Origin of the sequence: Pseudoalteromonas rubra (assembly GCF_005887115.1) — a bacterium.
GTDB lineage: Bacteria > Pseudomonadota > Gammaproteobacteria > Enterobacterales > Alteromonadaceae > Pseudoalteromonas > Pseudoalteromonas rubra_F.
On record NZ_PNCJ01000012.1, the window covers coordinates 90679 to 107250 of the forward strand.

Annotated in this window: 16 protein-coding genes; 7 read left to right on the top strand and 9 right to left on the bottom strand. The window is 46.4% G+C overall.

Annotated features, from left to right (window positions below; all coding sequences use genetic code 11):
- The first annotated feature begins 110 nt into the window (after positions 1-110).
- Positions 111-1283: a DUF418 domain-containing protein gene (locus CWB98_RS08170; protein ID WP_138544419.1), complete on the top strand. Its 1173-nt coding sequence runs from the start codon at positions 111-113 to the stop codon at positions 1281-1283.
- Here the strand turns inward: CWB98_RS08170 and CWB98_RS08175 are convergent.
- Positions 1232-2341, bottom strand: a complete 1110-nt coding sequence (locus tag CWB98_RS08175; protein ID WP_138544420.1) for a helix-turn-helix domain-containing protein — start codon at positions 2339-2341, stop codon at positions 1232-1234. The two genes, CWB98_RS08170 and CWB98_RS08175, sit on opposite strands and share 52 nt — an antisense overlap.
- Positions 2342-2565: 224 nt before the next feature.
- Positions 2566-2979, bottom strand: coding sequence for a nucleotide triphosphate diphosphatase NUDT15 (locus CWB98_RS08180; protein ID WP_138544421.1), 414 nt, complete (start codon positions 2977-2979; stop codon positions 2566-2568).
- 170 nt (positions 2980-3149) lie between these two features.
- Between CWB98_RS08180 and dsbB the strand changes: the two genes are divergently transcribed.
- On the top strand, positions 3150-3662 hold the full coding sequence (gene dsbB / locus CWB98_RS08185) for a disulfide bond formation protein DsbB (RefSeq protein ID WP_138544422.1): 513 nt from the start codon (positions 3150-3152) through the stop codon (positions 3660-3662).
- A 7-nt stretch (positions 3663-3669) separates the two neighbouring features.
- Positions 3670-3972 carry a hypothetical protein gene (locus tag CWB98_RS08190; protein ID WP_138544423.1) on the top strand — a complete coding sequence of 101 codons (303 nt, stop codon included), beginning with the start codon at positions 3670-3672 and terminating at the stop codon, positions 3970-3972.
- 46 nt (positions 3973-4018) lie between these two features.
- Here CWB98_RS08190 and CWB98_RS23915 read toward each other — a convergent pair whose 3' ends face one another.
- Positions 4019-4177: a hypothetical protein gene (locus tag CWB98_RS23915; RefSeq protein ID WP_171045609.1), complete on the bottom strand. Its 159-nt coding sequence runs from the start codon at positions 4175-4177 to the stop codon at positions 4019-4021.
- A gap of 280 nt (positions 4178-4457) precedes the next feature.
- On the opposite strand from CWB98_RS23915, the gene CWB98_RS08195 reads away from it, so the two are divergent.
- Together CWB98_RS08195 and CWB98_RS08200 are read left to right on the top strand one after the other, a co-directional pair.
- Positions 4458-6803 carry a TonB-dependent receptor gene (locus CWB98_RS08195; RefSeq protein ID WP_138544424.1) on the top strand — a complete coding sequence of 782 codons (2346 nt, stop codon included), beginning with the start codon at positions 4458-4460 and terminating at the stop codon, positions 6801-6803.
- Positions 6804-6812: 9 nt separating this feature from the next.
- Positions 6813-7727 (top strand): hypothetical protein, encoded by a 915-nt coding sequence (locus tag CWB98_RS08200; protein ID WP_138544425.1) that lies wholly within the window; start codon positions 6813-6815, stop codon positions 7725-7727.
- 52 nt (positions 7728-7779) lie between these two features.
- On the opposite strand, the gene CWB98_RS08205 is transcribed toward CWB98_RS08200, so the two are convergent.
- Positions 7780-8073 carry a ComEA family DNA-binding protein gene (locus CWB98_RS08205; RefSeq protein WP_138544426.1) on the bottom strand — a complete coding sequence of 98 codons (294 nt, stop codon included), beginning with the start codon at positions 8071-8073 and terminating at the stop codon, positions 7780-7782.
- A 384-nt stretch (positions 8074-8457) separates the two neighbouring features.
- Here CWB98_RS08205 and CWB98_RS08210 point away from each other — a divergent pair, with 384 nt between their 5' ends.
- Positions 8458-8769: a YebG family protein gene (locus CWB98_RS08210; protein ID WP_138544427.1), complete on the top strand. Its 312-nt coding sequence runs from the start codon at positions 8458-8460 to the stop codon at positions 8767-8769.
- Positions 8770-8843: 74 nt separating this feature from the next.
- On the opposite strand, the gene CWB98_RS08215 is transcribed toward CWB98_RS08210, so the two are convergent.
- From CWB98_RS08215 to CWB98_RS08230, 4 genes are all read right to left on the bottom strand, one after another.
- Entirely contained in the window at positions 8844-10037 is a 1194-nt protein-coding gene (locus tag CWB98_RS08215; protein ID WP_138544428.1) for an amino acid aminotransferase, read from the bottom strand.
- A gap of 105 nt (positions 10038-10142) precedes the next feature.
- Entirely contained in the window at positions 10143-10802 is a 660-nt protein-coding gene (locus tag CWB98_RS08220; protein ID WP_138544429.1) for a GAF domain-containing protein, read from the bottom strand.
- A 114-nt stretch (positions 10803-10916) separates the two neighbouring features.
- Positions 10917-12563, bottom strand: coding sequence for a fused response regulator/phosphatase (locus tag CWB98_RS08225; protein WP_138544430.1), 1647 nt, complete (start codon positions 12561-12563; stop codon positions 10917-10919).
- A gap of 18 nt (positions 12564-12581) precedes the next feature.
- Positions 12582-12887 (bottom strand): STAS domain-containing protein, encoded by a 306-nt coding sequence (locus CWB98_RS08230; protein WP_054014087.1) that lies wholly within the window; start codon positions 12885-12887, stop codon positions 12582-12584.
- A gap of 145 nt (positions 12888-13032) precedes the next feature.
- Here CWB98_RS08230 and CWB98_RS08235 point away from each other — a divergent pair, with 145 nt between their 5' ends.
- Complete coding sequence (locus tag CWB98_RS08235) at positions 13033-13362, top strand: stress response translation initiation inhibitor YciH (protein WP_138544431.1); 330 nt, start codon at positions 13033-13035, stop codon at positions 13360-13362.
- A gap of 46 nt (positions 13363-13408) precedes the next feature.
- Here the strand turns inward: CWB98_RS08235 and CWB98_RS08240 are convergent, their stop codons facing one another.
- Entirely contained in the window at positions 13409-16402 is a 2994-nt protein-coding gene (locus tag CWB98_RS08240) for a bifunctional diguanylate cyclase/phosphodiesterase (protein WP_138544432.1), read from the bottom strand.
- Positions 16403-16572 lie beyond the last annotated feature (170 nt).

The following is a 16572-nucleotide window of genomic DNA, read 5'->3' on the forward strand; positions in this document are numbered from 1 at the left end:
AAATATGCAGCCCCCTGGCATAGGGAATTGTCAATTCCGGCCAGATTAGGCAGCTGACAAAACAAACCATGGTAGCGTTGTGACATTGTATACTCAAAACAGATGTCACCATGACACAACCCAGGAACACTTTGCTTGACGTAATCCGAGGCACCGCCTTACTCGGTATTTTACTGATGAATATTCGTCTTTTCTCGGAACCTTACGCGGCTTATTTTTCGCCGCTGGCACACACGGATCAATCACCTTTGGGATATACCTGGTGGTACATTCAATACTTGTTTGCTGATCAGAAGTTTATGGCCATGTTCTCTATGTTGTTTGGGGCCAGCACAGCCCTTATCTGCGATAAGATGAGACAGACAGGTCATTCTCCATATGGGTATTACCTCAAACGGCTTTTAGTCCTGCTGGTATTTGGTCTGGTTCATGCCTATCTGATCTGGCATGGCGACATCCTGGTGTACTACGCTCTGTGTGGCATTTTCCCCCTGCTGTTTGTTCGCGTGCCGCCAAAATTAACCTTGCTCTCGGGGCTGCTATTGCTGACGCTAGGCAGTAGCAAGAGTCTGACAACGTATCACTCCCTGCTCGCTTTACCCGACCCGATATTAACTCAGGTTATCGCTGAGCACTTTGCCCATTCGGTGCTCGTTAGCCAACCTGAAATCGACGCCTTTACCAGCAACTGGCATGCACAGTTGAACATGCGGATAGCACTGGCTAGCGAGTTTCATCTTGAGACTTTTCCCAGTTGGGGAGTGTTCAGGGTCTCCGGCCTGATGCTCATTGGTCTGGCCTTGTACCGTATAGGATTTCTCTGTGGCAAGTTTCCTCTTCGCTTCTATGGCGGGTTTGCGTTTTGTGCAATACCTGCTGGCATAACCTTGTCACTGATTGGTTTGTGGCTTAATCACCTACAACAGTGGACGTTCCCTCACTTCTTTTTCAAAAACGCTCTTTGGAATTACTGGGGTTCTCTCGTGACAGGATGTGGCTACATTGCTTTACTGACCTGGGTCAGCCAACAGCAGTGGCTAACAGGCTTACGTCATGACTTAAGCCAGATAGGACGCATGGCGTTAAGTAACTATATACTGCAAAGTCTGTTATGTACTGTGTGGTTTTATGGACTGGGAGGCTTTGCCGCAACACAGGCCTGGGAGGCGATAATAGTCGTTGTGGTTATCTGGACGATACAACTACACACTTCCCGCCTGTGGTTAAAACATCATCCATCCGGGCCCATAGAGTTGGTGTGGCGCTGGTTGTCGGGGCGCTGATTGACACCCGCACGCCATTTCGCCGGAGTGACCTGGTGATATTTTTTAAAGGCTGTATAAAACGCGGCTCGGGTGCCAAACCCCGACTGGTAGGCAATTTCTTCTACTGACTGAGTCGTCTCTTCCAGCAACTGCGCGGCATGGGTGACCCGAAAGCGATTGATATAGTCATGATAACTGATACCTAAATGCTCATTCAGCAACTGCGATAAATTATGGGTGTTGAGCCCAACCTGCTGCGCTAATGCAGACAATGTCAGTTCATTACTCAAATAGGGTTGCTCGTCGCGGATCAGCTTATCAAGCTTACGCGCATAGTAGTTTGAAAGCTCAGGTGTCAGTCCAGACTTGTGGTACTTGCCTGCCATAATCAGCTTTTGCTGTTCTGTGTAGAGGATCCTGGGTGAACGGATCACATACCAGGCTACCACAAGTAAAAATAGCTGCAGAGCCGTGTTGAGAAAAGCCCGGCTATGCGTCACCTGTAGTTGTGTTGTTGCCAATGCAGTGTAGTAAACCACTTCCACCAGCAATATTGTTATGTTTAGCCAACAAAAACGCTGCAGCCAGCAAAGTAACGGGGGTTGTGGGTCATTGCTTGCCTGACTTAGCTTAACTGTCGCGTGTCGTAATTGCAGGCTGACCGCAATAACAAAGCTGAGCTCGACTGGCGCAATTAACTGATAAGCAACTTTATTGCTGATTAGCGGCGCCATAATTATCTCACCTTCTAACAGCAACACGTGCAGCAAAAACAATCCAGCCGGCAAGAACATCAACCCGAGCGAGATTGGGCTTGCCTGCCGATGAGGTATCTGAGCCGTCACATAAAGGTAAAAGAGCGGACCAAGCATCAGCGCCAGTGGCACAATAAACTGATGTAAGGTGTCACCGGGGCCCGTGGCAATATCAACCAATTGCACCACCCCGATTAACGCAAAATAACCCAACAAGTAATGGGTGCTGTTACGCTGCTTAAAGGGTAAGGACAAAGAGATGAAGACGAATAACAAACTGGTTGTCGCACTACTCACCAACACTAACTCATGCAGAAGCATCTTCCCCTCCCCGACCGGTAGTTGCGAATAACATAACTAATATACTTGCAAGTGACTCTGGTGCAGTTTCCAACAGGCTAACGCTCTGCACAACATCCCTCAACACTGAGGGACTTAGGTAAAGTAATCACAACTGGGAATGGCGGCGCCTATTACCCCGGCAGGCGATACTTACCCTGAGCACAGACACGAATCTTTACGCTATTGGCCTACACGCCTAACCATTATCCACGCTCAAAGCAGTCTGGATTATCCCGTATCAGGTTCTGCAATGACAGAAACAGCGGCTCAGGCAGTGCATTCGGAGAAAACCAACGCCACTGCAGGCATTTGTTCGGCTCCAGCAACTGCGGCTCTTCATTTAGGCACTCTCCTGTCACAAACAGGGTGATATAATGTTTGCCATCAGACTCAAATACATCATTGGTGTAGTCAAGTCTGGTCACCTGGGTCAACGTCAGGCCAGTTTCTTCTAATACTTCGCGGCGCGCACACTGCTCTACGCTCTCTCCCATTTCAAGGTGACCACCCGGTGTTGCCCAGGTATGAGCCCCGTGCGACCCGATGCGCTCACCAAGTAAAATTTTATCCTGACGCTTAATCACCACGGCGACACCAACACGTACTACTGATTGCATTACTTCTCCCTCACTATTTGGCTGGCGTGAAGATACCACACTTTGTGCCCAAAACGCGCCTAGAGCGGAAACTTCTATCCTATTCAGCAGTCAAACCGCACAACTAATCTGAAACAAGTTGCCCGGACGCATTGACACAGCCATAATGGTGGGCAAAAAAAGGAACACCTATGTTAAATAAACTTGCTGAATTTTCTCGCACCCGACTTGCCTGGGGTGCCCTGTTTTTCTCGGCTTTCGTGCTTGAAGTGATTGCCTTGTATTTCCAATATGCAATGGGGCTGGAACCTTGCATTATGTGTATTTACCAGCGCACAGCAGTACTGGGGATTGTTGCGGCGGGCCTTATCGGTCTGGCCTCACCGACCAGCCTGCCGGTGAGGCTCCTGGCTATGAGCTGTTGGGGTGTGTCGGCCATTTGGGGCTGGCTGTTAGCCAAAGAACACATTGCGATGCAGACCACCACAGATCCGTTTGCGTTTACCTGTGACTTTGTACCTAACTTCCCAAGCTTTATGCCCTTACATGAATGGCTGCCCGCCTTCTTCGCGGCAACCGGAGATTGTGGTAACATTGACTGGTTTTTTGTGGGTCTGTCGATGCCAGGCTGGATGGAAGTGATTTTTGCACTTTACAGTATCAGCTTTATCGCGTTTGCCGCCGTATTTGTTGTTAAAAGATGAGAAATAAATGGTTTTCAGACTGAGTAAACTAGCCGAATTAGATGGCTTTGCACTGCGCGACAAGCAACGTATTAAGGCGTTGGCACTGGCGCAGTTACCCTCTTCGCAAAAGGTCCTGCTCAACATTGCCAAGCTGATGTTGCTCACTCCGCTGTTTATGGCGCTCGCGTTTATACACGGCTGGTTATTGTTACCCGTTTTACTCCTGTGTGGGCTGGCTTATCCACTACTGACCGTGCCGCTGGAGATCCAGTTTGCCAAGCCCTATCTGCGTCAGGCAATTGCAGAGTTTAACAAAGGTCAGGCATAAAAAAAGTGGTGCACAGCACCACTTCTCTACTCGTCAGTCATACAGATTAAGCGCGGCAATCCGGCCCTTTGCTTAACTCTTCACACCAGACCGTCCAGGGTTTAGTTGTATAGCCGCCGCCCACCTGTGGGGTGTTGGCCAACGCCAGTTGTTGGTGTTGTTCATTAAGGCGTTTTAGTTTGTTGGTTTTTAATTGTAGTTTCATTACTTCGCTTCCTTCTTGGTTATTGTTTCAACACCATAAAATCACAAAGCTTTCGTTTGCTGCAAGCTCAAAAAACAGACAAATGTTACAAGGTGATGCTGCTGACATATCCCTTTCACATTATTGCGATTTACTGAGTTTCCCTGGGTATTCAATTTGGTAAACAGTCCAGCGAACCGCTTTATTACTGCTATAATCAAGTGCAATGACCCACGTTTGGGTCACCAGATCTGCTTGTTCCTCCAGGGAGTTGGAATAATCGCCATAGTTTGGGTACTCAATGAAAAACAGACTCCCTTATATCGCAAGCTTCTGTGCACTGATTAGCGCCGCCCCTAACGCTCACACGGCACCAGACAGTGACAATGATGTATTCACGCTGTCTATTGACGAGCTAATGGAAGTGACCGTTGAGGCACGCAAAGTTAAAGAAAACGCACTGACTATTCCGGTTTCGATTTCCGTTATATCGGAGCAATTTTTGCGTGAGCGCAACCTTAATACCCTGCTTGAGGCCGCTTACTTTATCCCAAATATTGATGTCACCACCGTGGGCGAAAACTCCGGCTGCACACACTGCGCGAACATTACCATCCGGGGCATCGGTCAGGTGGACCCTTTACCCACAGTCGACCCCAGTGTGGGTCTCTATCTCGATGGGGTCTATTACGCCCGCTCACCTGGCGGGATCTTTGATCTGTATGATGTCCGCCAGATAGAAGTGTTAAGAGGACCACAGGGCGCTATTTTCGGCAAAAACACCATAGGTGGTGCCGTCACGCTTTACACACACGATCCCGCTCCTGACACATTTGCTGATGGAGAGGTCACTTTTGGTGCGTTTCAGCGCCGGGATGCGCGTTTGCGTGCCAACGTCGCATTGAACGAGTCGCTGACCAGTCGCTTCACATTTACCCACCTAAATCGTGATGGTTTTGTCAAACGTGCCAATGGTGAACTTGAAGGAGGACAGGACGAGTGGGCAGCAACTGCCAAGTTTCGCCACCAGATCAATCCTATATTGACGGTTCAATTATCTTTGGACCAACGCCGGATTAATTCAGGATCAGCGCCCTCCATACTCGCGGCCAAAAATGACCAGGCCGATCTGCTGGTTTTGTATAATGACTTAGTCACCCAAAGTGGTATCACAGAGCCCTATCCTGCATTACAGATCTTTGACGATGCACACCAAAGTGCAGCCCTGGGCACAAACTTTAATACCTTGGATCAATCGGGCGCATTGCTTTCGCTCGAGTGGCAAACACCGCAACGCTGGCAGCTTAAATCTCTGACAGCCTACCGGGAGTTCTATGCAACATATGGTCGAGACTTTGACAACAACCCCGCAGTAATAGGCGATACTCAGGATTTTCAGCGTCAGTTTCAATTTAGTCAGGAGTTGCATATCAGCGGCAGTAACTTAGACGACCGGATGCAATGGTTAGTGGGTTTGTTCCATTTTGACGAATCCATTAAACACCTGACTGATCTGGTATTCATCGGAGGTCTTTATCAGGCGCTGGAAAATGTACCGGGCCCGCTGGATGGTTCACCGCTTAGTAACCCCACCAGCATAGGTGGCCCGGGCAACCCGCTCAACATTGGACTGGATATAGACAGTGGTTTTGATAACCAGGTAGAGATCCAAAGCACTGCAATTTTTACCCATACTAAATACGCATTAACAGAAGACTGGGCTTTTCACCTCGGTGGCAGACTGACATTTGAAGACAAGATGCAGCAGGTTCAAAGTGACGCAGACAATGCCGATGTTATCTTAATCGACAGAACCTATCAGACTGAAGGACAAAACAATGGGGGTCCCATTACACGAAGCTGGCGGGTATTTTCTCCACAAGGCGGAATAGAGTATCATCTCAATGAAAAACAATTCGTTTATCTGAGTGCCTCTCGGGGGTTTAAATCAGGTGGCTTCAACGGCATTCCCAACTCGCCTACCTCAGCTCAGCCCTTTGATCCCGAATACCTTACCGCTTATGAACTGGGATATAAAGCAACCCTGTTAGACGATACCTTACAACTCAGCCTGGCAGCCTTTGATATGCAACACAAAGCCATGCAGCTGCGTGGGGGTCAGTCTACCGACGCGGGGCTTGAGATCTTTATCGATAATGTCGGAGAAACCAGTATTCAGGGCATTGAAGCCAGTTTTGAGGCACTCCCCGCACACGACTGGCGCATTGCAGGTAACCTGTCTTATACCGATGCGCAGTTTGACTCAGTAGGCACCGCTACACAAGTTACGACTGACAGTAAACTCATGCGTTCGCCTCGCTGGACAGCCGCTCTGGGAATACGTTATCACTGGGCGAATGCGAACCTTAGCGCGCCGATGAAGATTGGCCTGGACTGGGCATTTCGTAGTAAAACCTATAACGATGTCTTTAACACAGAGCTTGGCGCACAGGGTAGCTTCGCTTTAGTTAATGCACGTATCAGCCATGCGCTCACTAAGCAGTTGGAGATTGCCCTGTTTGTTCGCAATCTTATGGATAAGCGCATACTCATAGGCGGCAATGACTTCACGGAAGTTTTTGGTGTCGCTGAACATTATCTGGCCCCGCCCAGAGAGTGGGGTCTCTCCCTGAAATACGAGTTTTAACGATCGAATATGATGACATATACTAAACTCCTTCTGTTTAACACTGTGATGCTCCTAAGCATCAGCCTGTGCTTTAGAGCAGCAGCTCAACTTCAGTTGCTCAGTGATGATCCATTAGATATCAAGATGGTGTTTTCAGATCAGGCTCTGGATATATCAACCGACTCCAATAATCTGGTTTTTGATTACCTTGCTCACAATACACCTGGCTTTACGCGTCCGCCTTTATTACTGGCACCGGGTACTCGTATTGATCAATTACTGCAAAGTACCCTGCCTTTTTGCGCGCTCAACCGGATTAAAACACAGCGCAGAGCAAAGCAGTATCTTTTCAGTTTACCTGTGCACCTCTATCCCAGTCACAGACTGTATTTTTTACCATTAAATATTGAGTTATCTCCTTTTCTCAACGCTCAGGGGCAACTGACTGACCTCACTGCACTGTTAAAAGCTCATCCAAAAACCACCTTACTGACAGAAGCACAGCGCTCTTATGGAGATTATCTGGATGGGCAACTGAGTCGTATTAACAAAACACAATTAATCCGACGTCCGGGCGGAGACAGCTACAAAGCAACTGTCACTATGTTTGAAAGAGGCAGGGCTAGCTTTATTCTTACTTACCCGACAACGATTCAACGCTATGCCAGCCAGCTGACACTCAATCAGGTGCACAGCCTGGAAATCGCCAATAACCCGCCGTTTGTTCTTGGCCACATTGCATGCTCAGATACCCCTGAATCCCGGCAGTTCCTGCAAACTATTAATGAAGCACTGAGCAAGCTGTACCAACAAGAGCGCTTCTTAGCGTTACACCTGCGTTACTTGCCAAACACAGAAAGAACTTATTTCAGAAAGCAGATAGAACAACAGATCACCAAGGCGCTTGTTAAGTATCAGGTGACACAAAATGATGGGCAATAAAAAGAGCAGCCTAGGCCGCTCCTGGAGATGAACAAACAATACTGAGCCCGTGCTAAAATGCGACCTTTCCTTTTAACTTCGCGAGCATGTTTACGCCGATCCCTTTAACCCGTAAAAGTGCATCCATATCCGGAAAATCACCCGCCTCTTCACGTGAGCGAACAATGGCTTCGGCTTTCTTCTTGCCAATGCCAGGTAAGCGTATCAACTCCTCAACGGTGGCACGGTTGACATTCACTACAGCATCAGCAACTTGCTGTGCTTGTGCAGGTGCTTGCTCTGGTTGAGCTATAACCGGGAGTGCGGCAGACAGTGCTAATGTAGCTAAAAGTGTTTTGATATTCATAATAAGATCCCTCAAGTTCAGATTCCATTTCTTGGTGCATACACATCAATGTATATGTACAGTTAAAATAAAGTAAATATCAGCAAATATGTCAAAATTATGTCCGCGTTTTTCAGTTGCTTTTTTTTCATACAGAACTAAAAGTAGAAACTCAACCTCTGAACGAACACGGATCTGTCGCTGGCGCCCTAGTCGCAATTTGGCTATCCAGGTTGAGCAACTTATTTTGTCCGGGGGGTCGTATTTATACAGGTAACTAAAGGATGTAAATGAAGGATGCCTAGGTACAGATGGGCGATACTAATGCATAATAGTGCTTTATCAGTTGTAATTATTAACGAGACAAGTTACTGTATATAAAAACAGTGTTCGTGGAGAGTGATCATGGCGGTTATCGTAAAGTATGTGGTAGAAAGAAATGGAGTAGAGCGTATGACATTTACCAGCAAAAAAGAGGCTGATGCTTATGATAAAATGCTGGATGTTGCAGAAGCGCTTGAAGGCATGTTAGAAAAAGTGGATGTCCCGCTCAGTGAGCAGCAAGTTGAATCGCTGGCACTTGAGATTGCCAAACAAAAAGATGATTTTATGGCTATTCTGAAAGGTTCTAAGGTGCCGTCAAAGAAAGACAACGAAGAAAAGCCTGCCAGTAAAAAAGGTGATGACGATAAGGTCACGGCAATCAAACAAGCCTGATACCAAATGATTTAAATAGGCCACAAAAAAGCCAGTATTCTCACAGAATACTGGCTTTTTAAATTCAGGTGAATTTATTTAAGCACGGTCGCCACGGCATCTGCAAAGTAATCGATGTTGTCTTTGCTCACACCAGCAACGTTTACACGACTCGAGCCAACAATATAAATTGAATACTCTTCGCGTAGTCTGTCAATTTGTGCTTTGTCTATTCCAAGGAATGAGAACATACCATTTTGGCGCTCAATGAAAGAGAAGTCCTGCGCTGTGCCCTTTGCATTCAGGTTATCTTTAATCAAGCTGCGTAGACCGTTAATTCGGTCGCGCATTTCAGCCAGTTCCTGGTGCCACTCCTGTGTCAACTCCTCACTGCCCAGGATAGTATTGACAATGTCTGCACCATGTGCAGGAGGCATAGAGTAAATACTACGCACAACACTCAATAACACTGAGTTAGACACATCCGCAACCGCAGCATCTTTAGCGATAAATGAACAGGCACCAATACGCTCGCGGTACAGACCAAAGTTCTTAGAACAGGAAGAACAGATCAACAGCTCATCAACGGTTGCAGCCAACAAGCGTAGTCCCTGCGCATCTTCCTCCAGGCCACTACCAAAACCTTGGTAGGCGATATCAATCAGTGGTGTAAAGCCGACTTCTTTGGCCAGCTCTGCAACTGTCTTCCATTGCTCTGCGTTTAAATCCATACCACTTGGGTTATGGCAACATGCGTGAAGCAGTACTACATCACCTTTCGGTACTTGCTTCAGTGTATCTATCATTTCATCGAACAATAACCCTTTGTTCTCATAATCATAATATGGGTATTCTTTAACCTGCAGGCCAGCTGCCTCGAACAAACTAATATGGTTTGCCCAGGTAGGGGTTGTCACCCAAACCGTCGCATTAGTATTACAACGCTTGATAAATTCAGCCGCAACACGCAAAGCACCAGTGCCGCCCGGCGCTTGTGCTGTTCTGACACGATTTGCCAGTAATGCTGGGTGCTCATTACCCAGAAGCAACTTTTCCATTTTGTCGCAATAATCCAGGTTACCCGCTAAACCAATGTAAGATTTAGTTGTTTCATTTTCCAGACGAAACGCCTCAGCCTTTTTTACCGCCTTCAGAACCGGGGTATGACCCTGTTCGTCTTTATACACCCCAACCCCTAGGTCAATCTTATTCGGGTTAGTATCTTTTTTATAGGCGGCCATCAGGCCCAGGATTGGATCCGTCGGAAGTGGTTTTAGTTCTGAAAACATGGTTCTCTCTTTTCCTAATTAACGTAAACGAGGTTTTCTGGCTCGTTTGTCACGGGGTTAACTCTGGACTCATATTAACATAAGTTGTTACGAAGACGAGCCTGCTTACCTTGGAAGATATTCAATCGCGCGAAGACAAGCGGCAACTAAAACTGCCAGTTTGTATTCATCAAAGCACTCTTTCTCAAAAGCTTCTGCGTCAATGATCCCGAGGCACCGGCCCTGCGCGTCTAATAATGGTAAACACACCTCAGCCTGCACTTTTGGATCGCAGGTGTAATACTCACCGCCATTCGCGACATAATCTGGAATATTATTGATCACTCTCGCTTTTTCAGATAAGAAGGTCTGAATGTTATTTGACGTTGCAGCAAAAGCATCGGTAATGGGGAACAAAGGTCGACTGGGCGCACCATAGTAAGCTAATTTAAGTAGCTGCTGTAAACCATCGGCTTCTCTGGCTTGATAAATACCAAACCAGTCTACCCCAGTGGCAGTTTTAACATACTCGGCAATAGCCTGTAATCGGGATAAATTGTGCTCACTGTCGCTGTTCTGGCTGACATATTGAGCAAGTAAAAAAGGCGCTTCCTGCAAATGGCCAAACAGGCTGCAACTGCCTCCCTCACCCAATTCAGGGATCTGATACGACCATATTGCATCAGGGGTGTAGCTTTCAATATACGCGTCCAGCTCCGCAAGCTGACCCGCTACAGTGCTTTCACTAATGGATAAATTACTATGGGATAGATAAGCTGAAATCATTTGGCCATCCAAACATCTAAATATCCATTAAATTTAACACGTAAGGCAGTGCTATGCCAGCATGTTGTAGGAATATTTTATTTTAAGATAGATACATCTCAGAAGAACATGCTGTTAGCGAAGTGAGTAAATAAGTTCAACCTCATTACCGACCTGATTGTATGTCACACTTTGCGCGATTTCAGAGAGCAACTCCACGCCCCTACCATGTTCCTGCTGAGATTGATGCAGCGCAGTCGTATTGTGGTCGAACCCGTTACCCGAGTCACAAATATTAAAAATAATACGGTACTCTTCAGGGCTAAAGCGTACATTTATAATGATCAAGGCATCTTTGAGATTCTCCAATGCACGTGCCCTTTGATGATAATATTCTATAAAGCCATCGTCCTGATTTTTCAGATCGGATTTTAATCCCAGCACACCATGGTCCAGGGAGTTATTATAGGCCTCCGACAGCAGCAAAAAGACATTAGATCTATGTGCATGAAGCCCTTCTACTTTAGATAAAATATCCACCAGCTCCAGCACAGGATCTGTGTATCGCATCTGCTCTGCATTCAGTGAAATGCTGATATTAAAGGGTAATGTAGAGTATTCTGGCGGTAACGCTTCCGTTGATTGATCAGGCAGACAGTTTATGATTGCAATGCTTAAATCGTCTTGTTGCTCTTTATGGCCGCTGTACTCCCTTACCTGCTGGATAATATCCTTTGTAGAAATATCCACCTTACAGCTCAATACATCGATCAGCCGTTGCTCACCAAATAGCTTCCCTTCAGGATCCTCGCTCTCTATAATGCCATCCGTCGCCATGACAATGCGGGTACCCACATCGACTTCAAAGTGCAAAGTGTTACGCTCAAACTCATCCTCGTCCAGGATCCCCAGCGACATGTGCTGAGATTCAATGGTCTTGAGCACCTGCCCGTCACTATCGATCAGATAAATATCCGGAAAACCGCCAAGCCAGGCAGAAACGTTTCTGCCGGAGCTGCTAATTTCAACAATGGCTGCTGCACAGAACATATGTCCGGGCAACAAGGTGTTCAGTGAGCTGTTAAGTTCGGCTGCAATATCATTCACCGCCATACCTTTTTGCACCATGGTATAAAATATCTTTGATGCTGGTAGTGCGCCCACCGCGGCCGCTAATCCGTGCCCCGTAAAATCCCCAAGCAAGCAGTAAAAGCCGCCGATGGGGCTTTTGGCCATTAAAAACATATCGCCATTAAACATAGACGCGGGTGAAAGGTGGTAGTCACACAGGTCGGCAAAGTCCTCCTGGCCAGACAATGCATTACGAAAAATATGTTCTACTATCTCGTGCTCGCGCTCAATCTGGTTGTAGTGATATTCTAGCTGTTTTTTTTGTTCGTAAGCCTCTTTACTCAGCTTTCTTGTTCGAGCGTGTGCCCGGATTTTGGCGGATAGTATAATCCGATCGAAAGGTTTATGAATGAAGTCGTCGCCTCCGACATGAAGGCATTTTTCAAAGCTAGCGTGGTCTTCCAATGCGGTGATAAAAATAACAGGTAAGTAGACATCACCAGCATGCTCTTTTATTTTGGGTGCAGTTTCGAAGCCATCCATTACAGGCATCATTACGTCCAGCAATACGATGTCTACATCATGGTCTTTCAGCAAGTCCAACGCCTCCTGACCGTTATTAGCAACTAACACCTCGTAGTGCTGGTGCTCGAGCATGGTTTGCAGCAATCGACAGTTGAGTGGCTGGTCATCCACAACCAAAATTAGCATACACTAATCCCTAGTGGTTTAATCAATATCGAATTTCTTATCGAATCGTGAAATCTGCAAAATCTTTTTCAGCTGAGGTCTGCAATTGCTGATCTGTATGCTCGATACCGAATCTCCCAGGGTTTTCTTCATATTGAGCAACATTCCTAACGCTGAACTATCCATATAGTCTGTATCACGCAAATCAACGACGACTTTCTCAGTTTGATTGCCTACTTCTGCATAGGCCTGACGAAAAGATTGGACCAAGTTAAAATCAAACTTTCCTTTGATTTGTATCGTTAAAGTTTTTCCGTCCGCTGAAGCATTTTTGCTCAGGCTCATCGCAAGCTCCTACTTTGGTTGAATTTTGGTATCCATGATGTTGTTTTAAATATAAACCGATAAGTGAAATTAGCCAAAAAATTATCTCGCTTCAAAACGCTTTTTGTTACCATGGCCGCATTCAGCTTCAAACAGGAGAGTCAAAATGTCAGAGAGTCGTTTAGTTTACTCAACCGAGTCTGGCCGCATAAAGCACACTGAATCCAAGCCTGAACCGCAAGCAAAACTGTTTAAAGATGGCGCGGTACGAATCGAACGCCAAACGAAAGGTCGCAAAGGCAAGGGCGTCATGCTGGTTGTTGGTATTGACCCGGCAGAGCACGATATGAAAAAACTGGCAAAAACTTTAAAAAGCAAAATGGGTCAGGGCGGCGCACTCAAAGATAATGTGATAGAAATCCAGGGTGATGACCGTAATAAGCTAAAAGCGCTGCTCGAAGCACAAGGTTTCAAAGTAAAAATCGCGGGAGGCTGAGCTCAGTCAAAAGGCGAGCCTGATATCTTCACGCTCGCCAACGGGCTTAATGCGCCTGTTTGCCCTGTCCTATACCTGGGTGTTGGCTTTGCATCAGAATTTCGTGTTCAGTTAAAGGCGCACTGTAATAGTAACCTTGTACGATAAAGCAGTTATTTCTTTGTAAAAACGCCACCTGCTCTTGAGTCTCTACCCCTTCAGCGATCACTTTCATGCTTAACTTCTGAGCCATCGCTATGATGGCTGCCGTGATTTCCATGTCATTCGAATCTTGAGGAATGTCCTTAACGAACGAGCGGTCCACTTTTAGCACATCAACCGGAAAGCGCTTCAGGTAACTGAGCGAAGAGTACCCTGTGCCAAAGTCATCGATAGACAAGGACACACCCAATTTCTTCATTTCCAGAAGTTGTTCTATCGCCGCCTCAACATCCCCCATTAACATGCTTTCTGTTAACTCAAGATGCAACATATCGGGAGACAGGCCGGTTTCTTTCAACGTAGTTGAAATATACTCAATCAACTCTGCATCCTTGAATTGCCGTGCAGACAGGTTGATGGAAATATCCGCTGTGCGGCCACTGCGGCGCAATCTTGCTGAAAATTGACAGGCTTCTCGCAATACCCAAGCGCCCAGTTCCACTATCATACCTGTCGCTTCTGCGATAGGAATAAATTTAGTTGGTGCAATAAACCCTTTTTCAGGGTGATACCAGCGAACCAGTGCCTCATACCCCACTACTTGTTCAGTAATGCTGTCAATCTGAGGTTGGTAACGCAAGCTAAACTGGCCCTCTTTAATGGCCTGACGAAGCTCGTTCTCGATATATAAACGCTCGTTGGCTGCCGCGTCCAGTTCCTGAGAATAAAAGTGAAAGGTGTTTCTTCCCTTCGCCTTGGCTTCGTACATAGCAAGATCAGCATGTTTTAGTAACTGCTCTTCTTCTTTGCTGTCAAAAGGGGCCAGTGTGATACCTATACTGGCACTAACAATGACCTCATTGTTACCAAGTCGGATTGGTTTAGCGAGTGTCCGTTGAATTGTGTGAGCCACATCCATGGCATTATCTCGACTTTCTATGCCACTAAGAAGCACAGCAAACTCATCACCGCCAAGGCGTGCGATCGTATCTTCAGCTCGCAGCCGCTGCTTTAGGCGTTCGGCCACTTCAACCAATAATCGGTCCCCGGCATCGTGACCCAGAGTGTCATTGATACGCTTGAACTCATCGAGGTCGAAATAAAACAACGCAAAAGCATAATGTCCGCGTTCGGCAAGTGCCATTGATTTGCGCAACTGCATACGGAAAAAGGTGCGATTTGCCAGTCCGGTCAGCGTGTCAAAATAGGCCAGTTCTTCCATTTTACGCTGGCTTTCTTTAACAAAGGAGATATCCTGCGCCGATGCAACATAGCTGGATATTCTGCCACTTTCTTCGCGAATAGGAGATATGCTCAGGCTCACCCAGATTTGCTCATCCGAGACACCTTGTAGCAGCGTGTCGCCTCGCCAATAGTTGCGGCTGCGTAGGTCAAAATCTATATCGTCAACGATAATCGCCATTTCTTTAGAAACAATCCCAAGCAAAGGTGCCCCTATAAAATGGGCTTCATTAAAGCCGGTCATCTCCAACATTTTGGGATTCACGTATTCAATTTTAAACCTGTCATTGGTGATCAGTACCCCTGTTCCCGAGAATTCCACAGCTTTACCGAGGCGATTCGCTTGTTTTTGCGCAGACTCTCGTTCCGATACCCGAGTATTGAGACCATGGATCAGCTTGCGGGTTTCGCTGCTCATATCATTAATTGATGCATTCAGCACACCTAACTCATCGCTGGCATCAGGCAATTCAGGGTGTTCAAGCTGGCCTTTGCCGAATAATACCAACGCATTCACAGACTGATTGACACGTTTTAAAATCAGATGATAGATAACCTGATGCAGCAGTAAGGAAACAAAGAGACCGTACAAGATAAATAGACCAGAAAATTTCCATTTAAGATTATTGAGAGCGAACAACGCTGTATCACGCTTTTTGTAATAACCCACATACCAGTCTAACTCTGTCAAATGGACCACATTAGCGAGATAGGATTCCTGTTTATACCCAAACTCACTTTGCAAGCTGGGTAAGTTAACCCGCAACGTGCTGTCTATCATCTCCTGAAACGCTACCGGCAATGAGGATTTATCTGCCAGTTCATTACTGTGAGCAATAACCCCCATATTAGGTGCAGATAAAACTCTTCCCTGCTTATCAAACACAATATAACTGAGGGTGTCAGAAGCCTCTGGAAGGCGCCTCAGCAGCACATCCAACTCCAAATCGCTGCCTGTATAGCCCTGATATGTGTCATCTACATACAGAGGGACTAGCACGCTGACCACCCATTTACTCCAGACCCCATCAAAGTGGATCCCTGACCATAGTGCCTGACGAGTCGGATTCAGTTCTTCTCTCAATAGAGGTAAGGCATGAATGCTGAAATGATTACTTCCTTTACCATCAATCAACAAGGAGTTGGGTGGCGATATCCGAACAAAATCGTCGGTGGTATAGAGATAAAAATTAAAAAAGTCCTGAAGAAGTAAAGGAGATAACGAATTCCAGACATACTCAGATTCACTGAGCAACGCCTGATTTTGTGCATTTAGGTTTTTCGCAGGTAGATAAGCTGCCGAAATACCGTTAGCAGCAATACTGTTAATACGACCATCTGTGCGATTGATTTGTATCTGAGAAGCTGATGCGCGCTGCTCCCCCTGATCCGAGAAAAGTGTTCTGCCGACAACCATATTGGCTTGTTGCGCCAATTTCTTCTTCAACGTTAAGAATTCGGAAAAATGAGCGAGTGTTTGCTCACTTTTTTGCTTTAACTCATGAAATTCTTCATACACAAGTTGCTTTTCTTCGGTTTTCAACATCAGTGCAGCGGCAATAACGCCGGCAATCAAACAAACGGCAGCCGTTAACACCGGGAGTTTGACACTAAGTGAGTTAAAACCAAAGCGAGACACAGGTCGTCGATAGCCCACGATAAACCTTTTAGCTAGTTGTCGTTTTTCAAGAGTATATGGCCAGAATATACCAGATCACGGAGAACCTCGCCAAACACTTTGCCAGATATGTCTTAATTCGGGCTTGTATAGTTAAAATGATCTGTGGTAATAATAGCTTTAATTAAATTAAGAACGACATTTTTAGA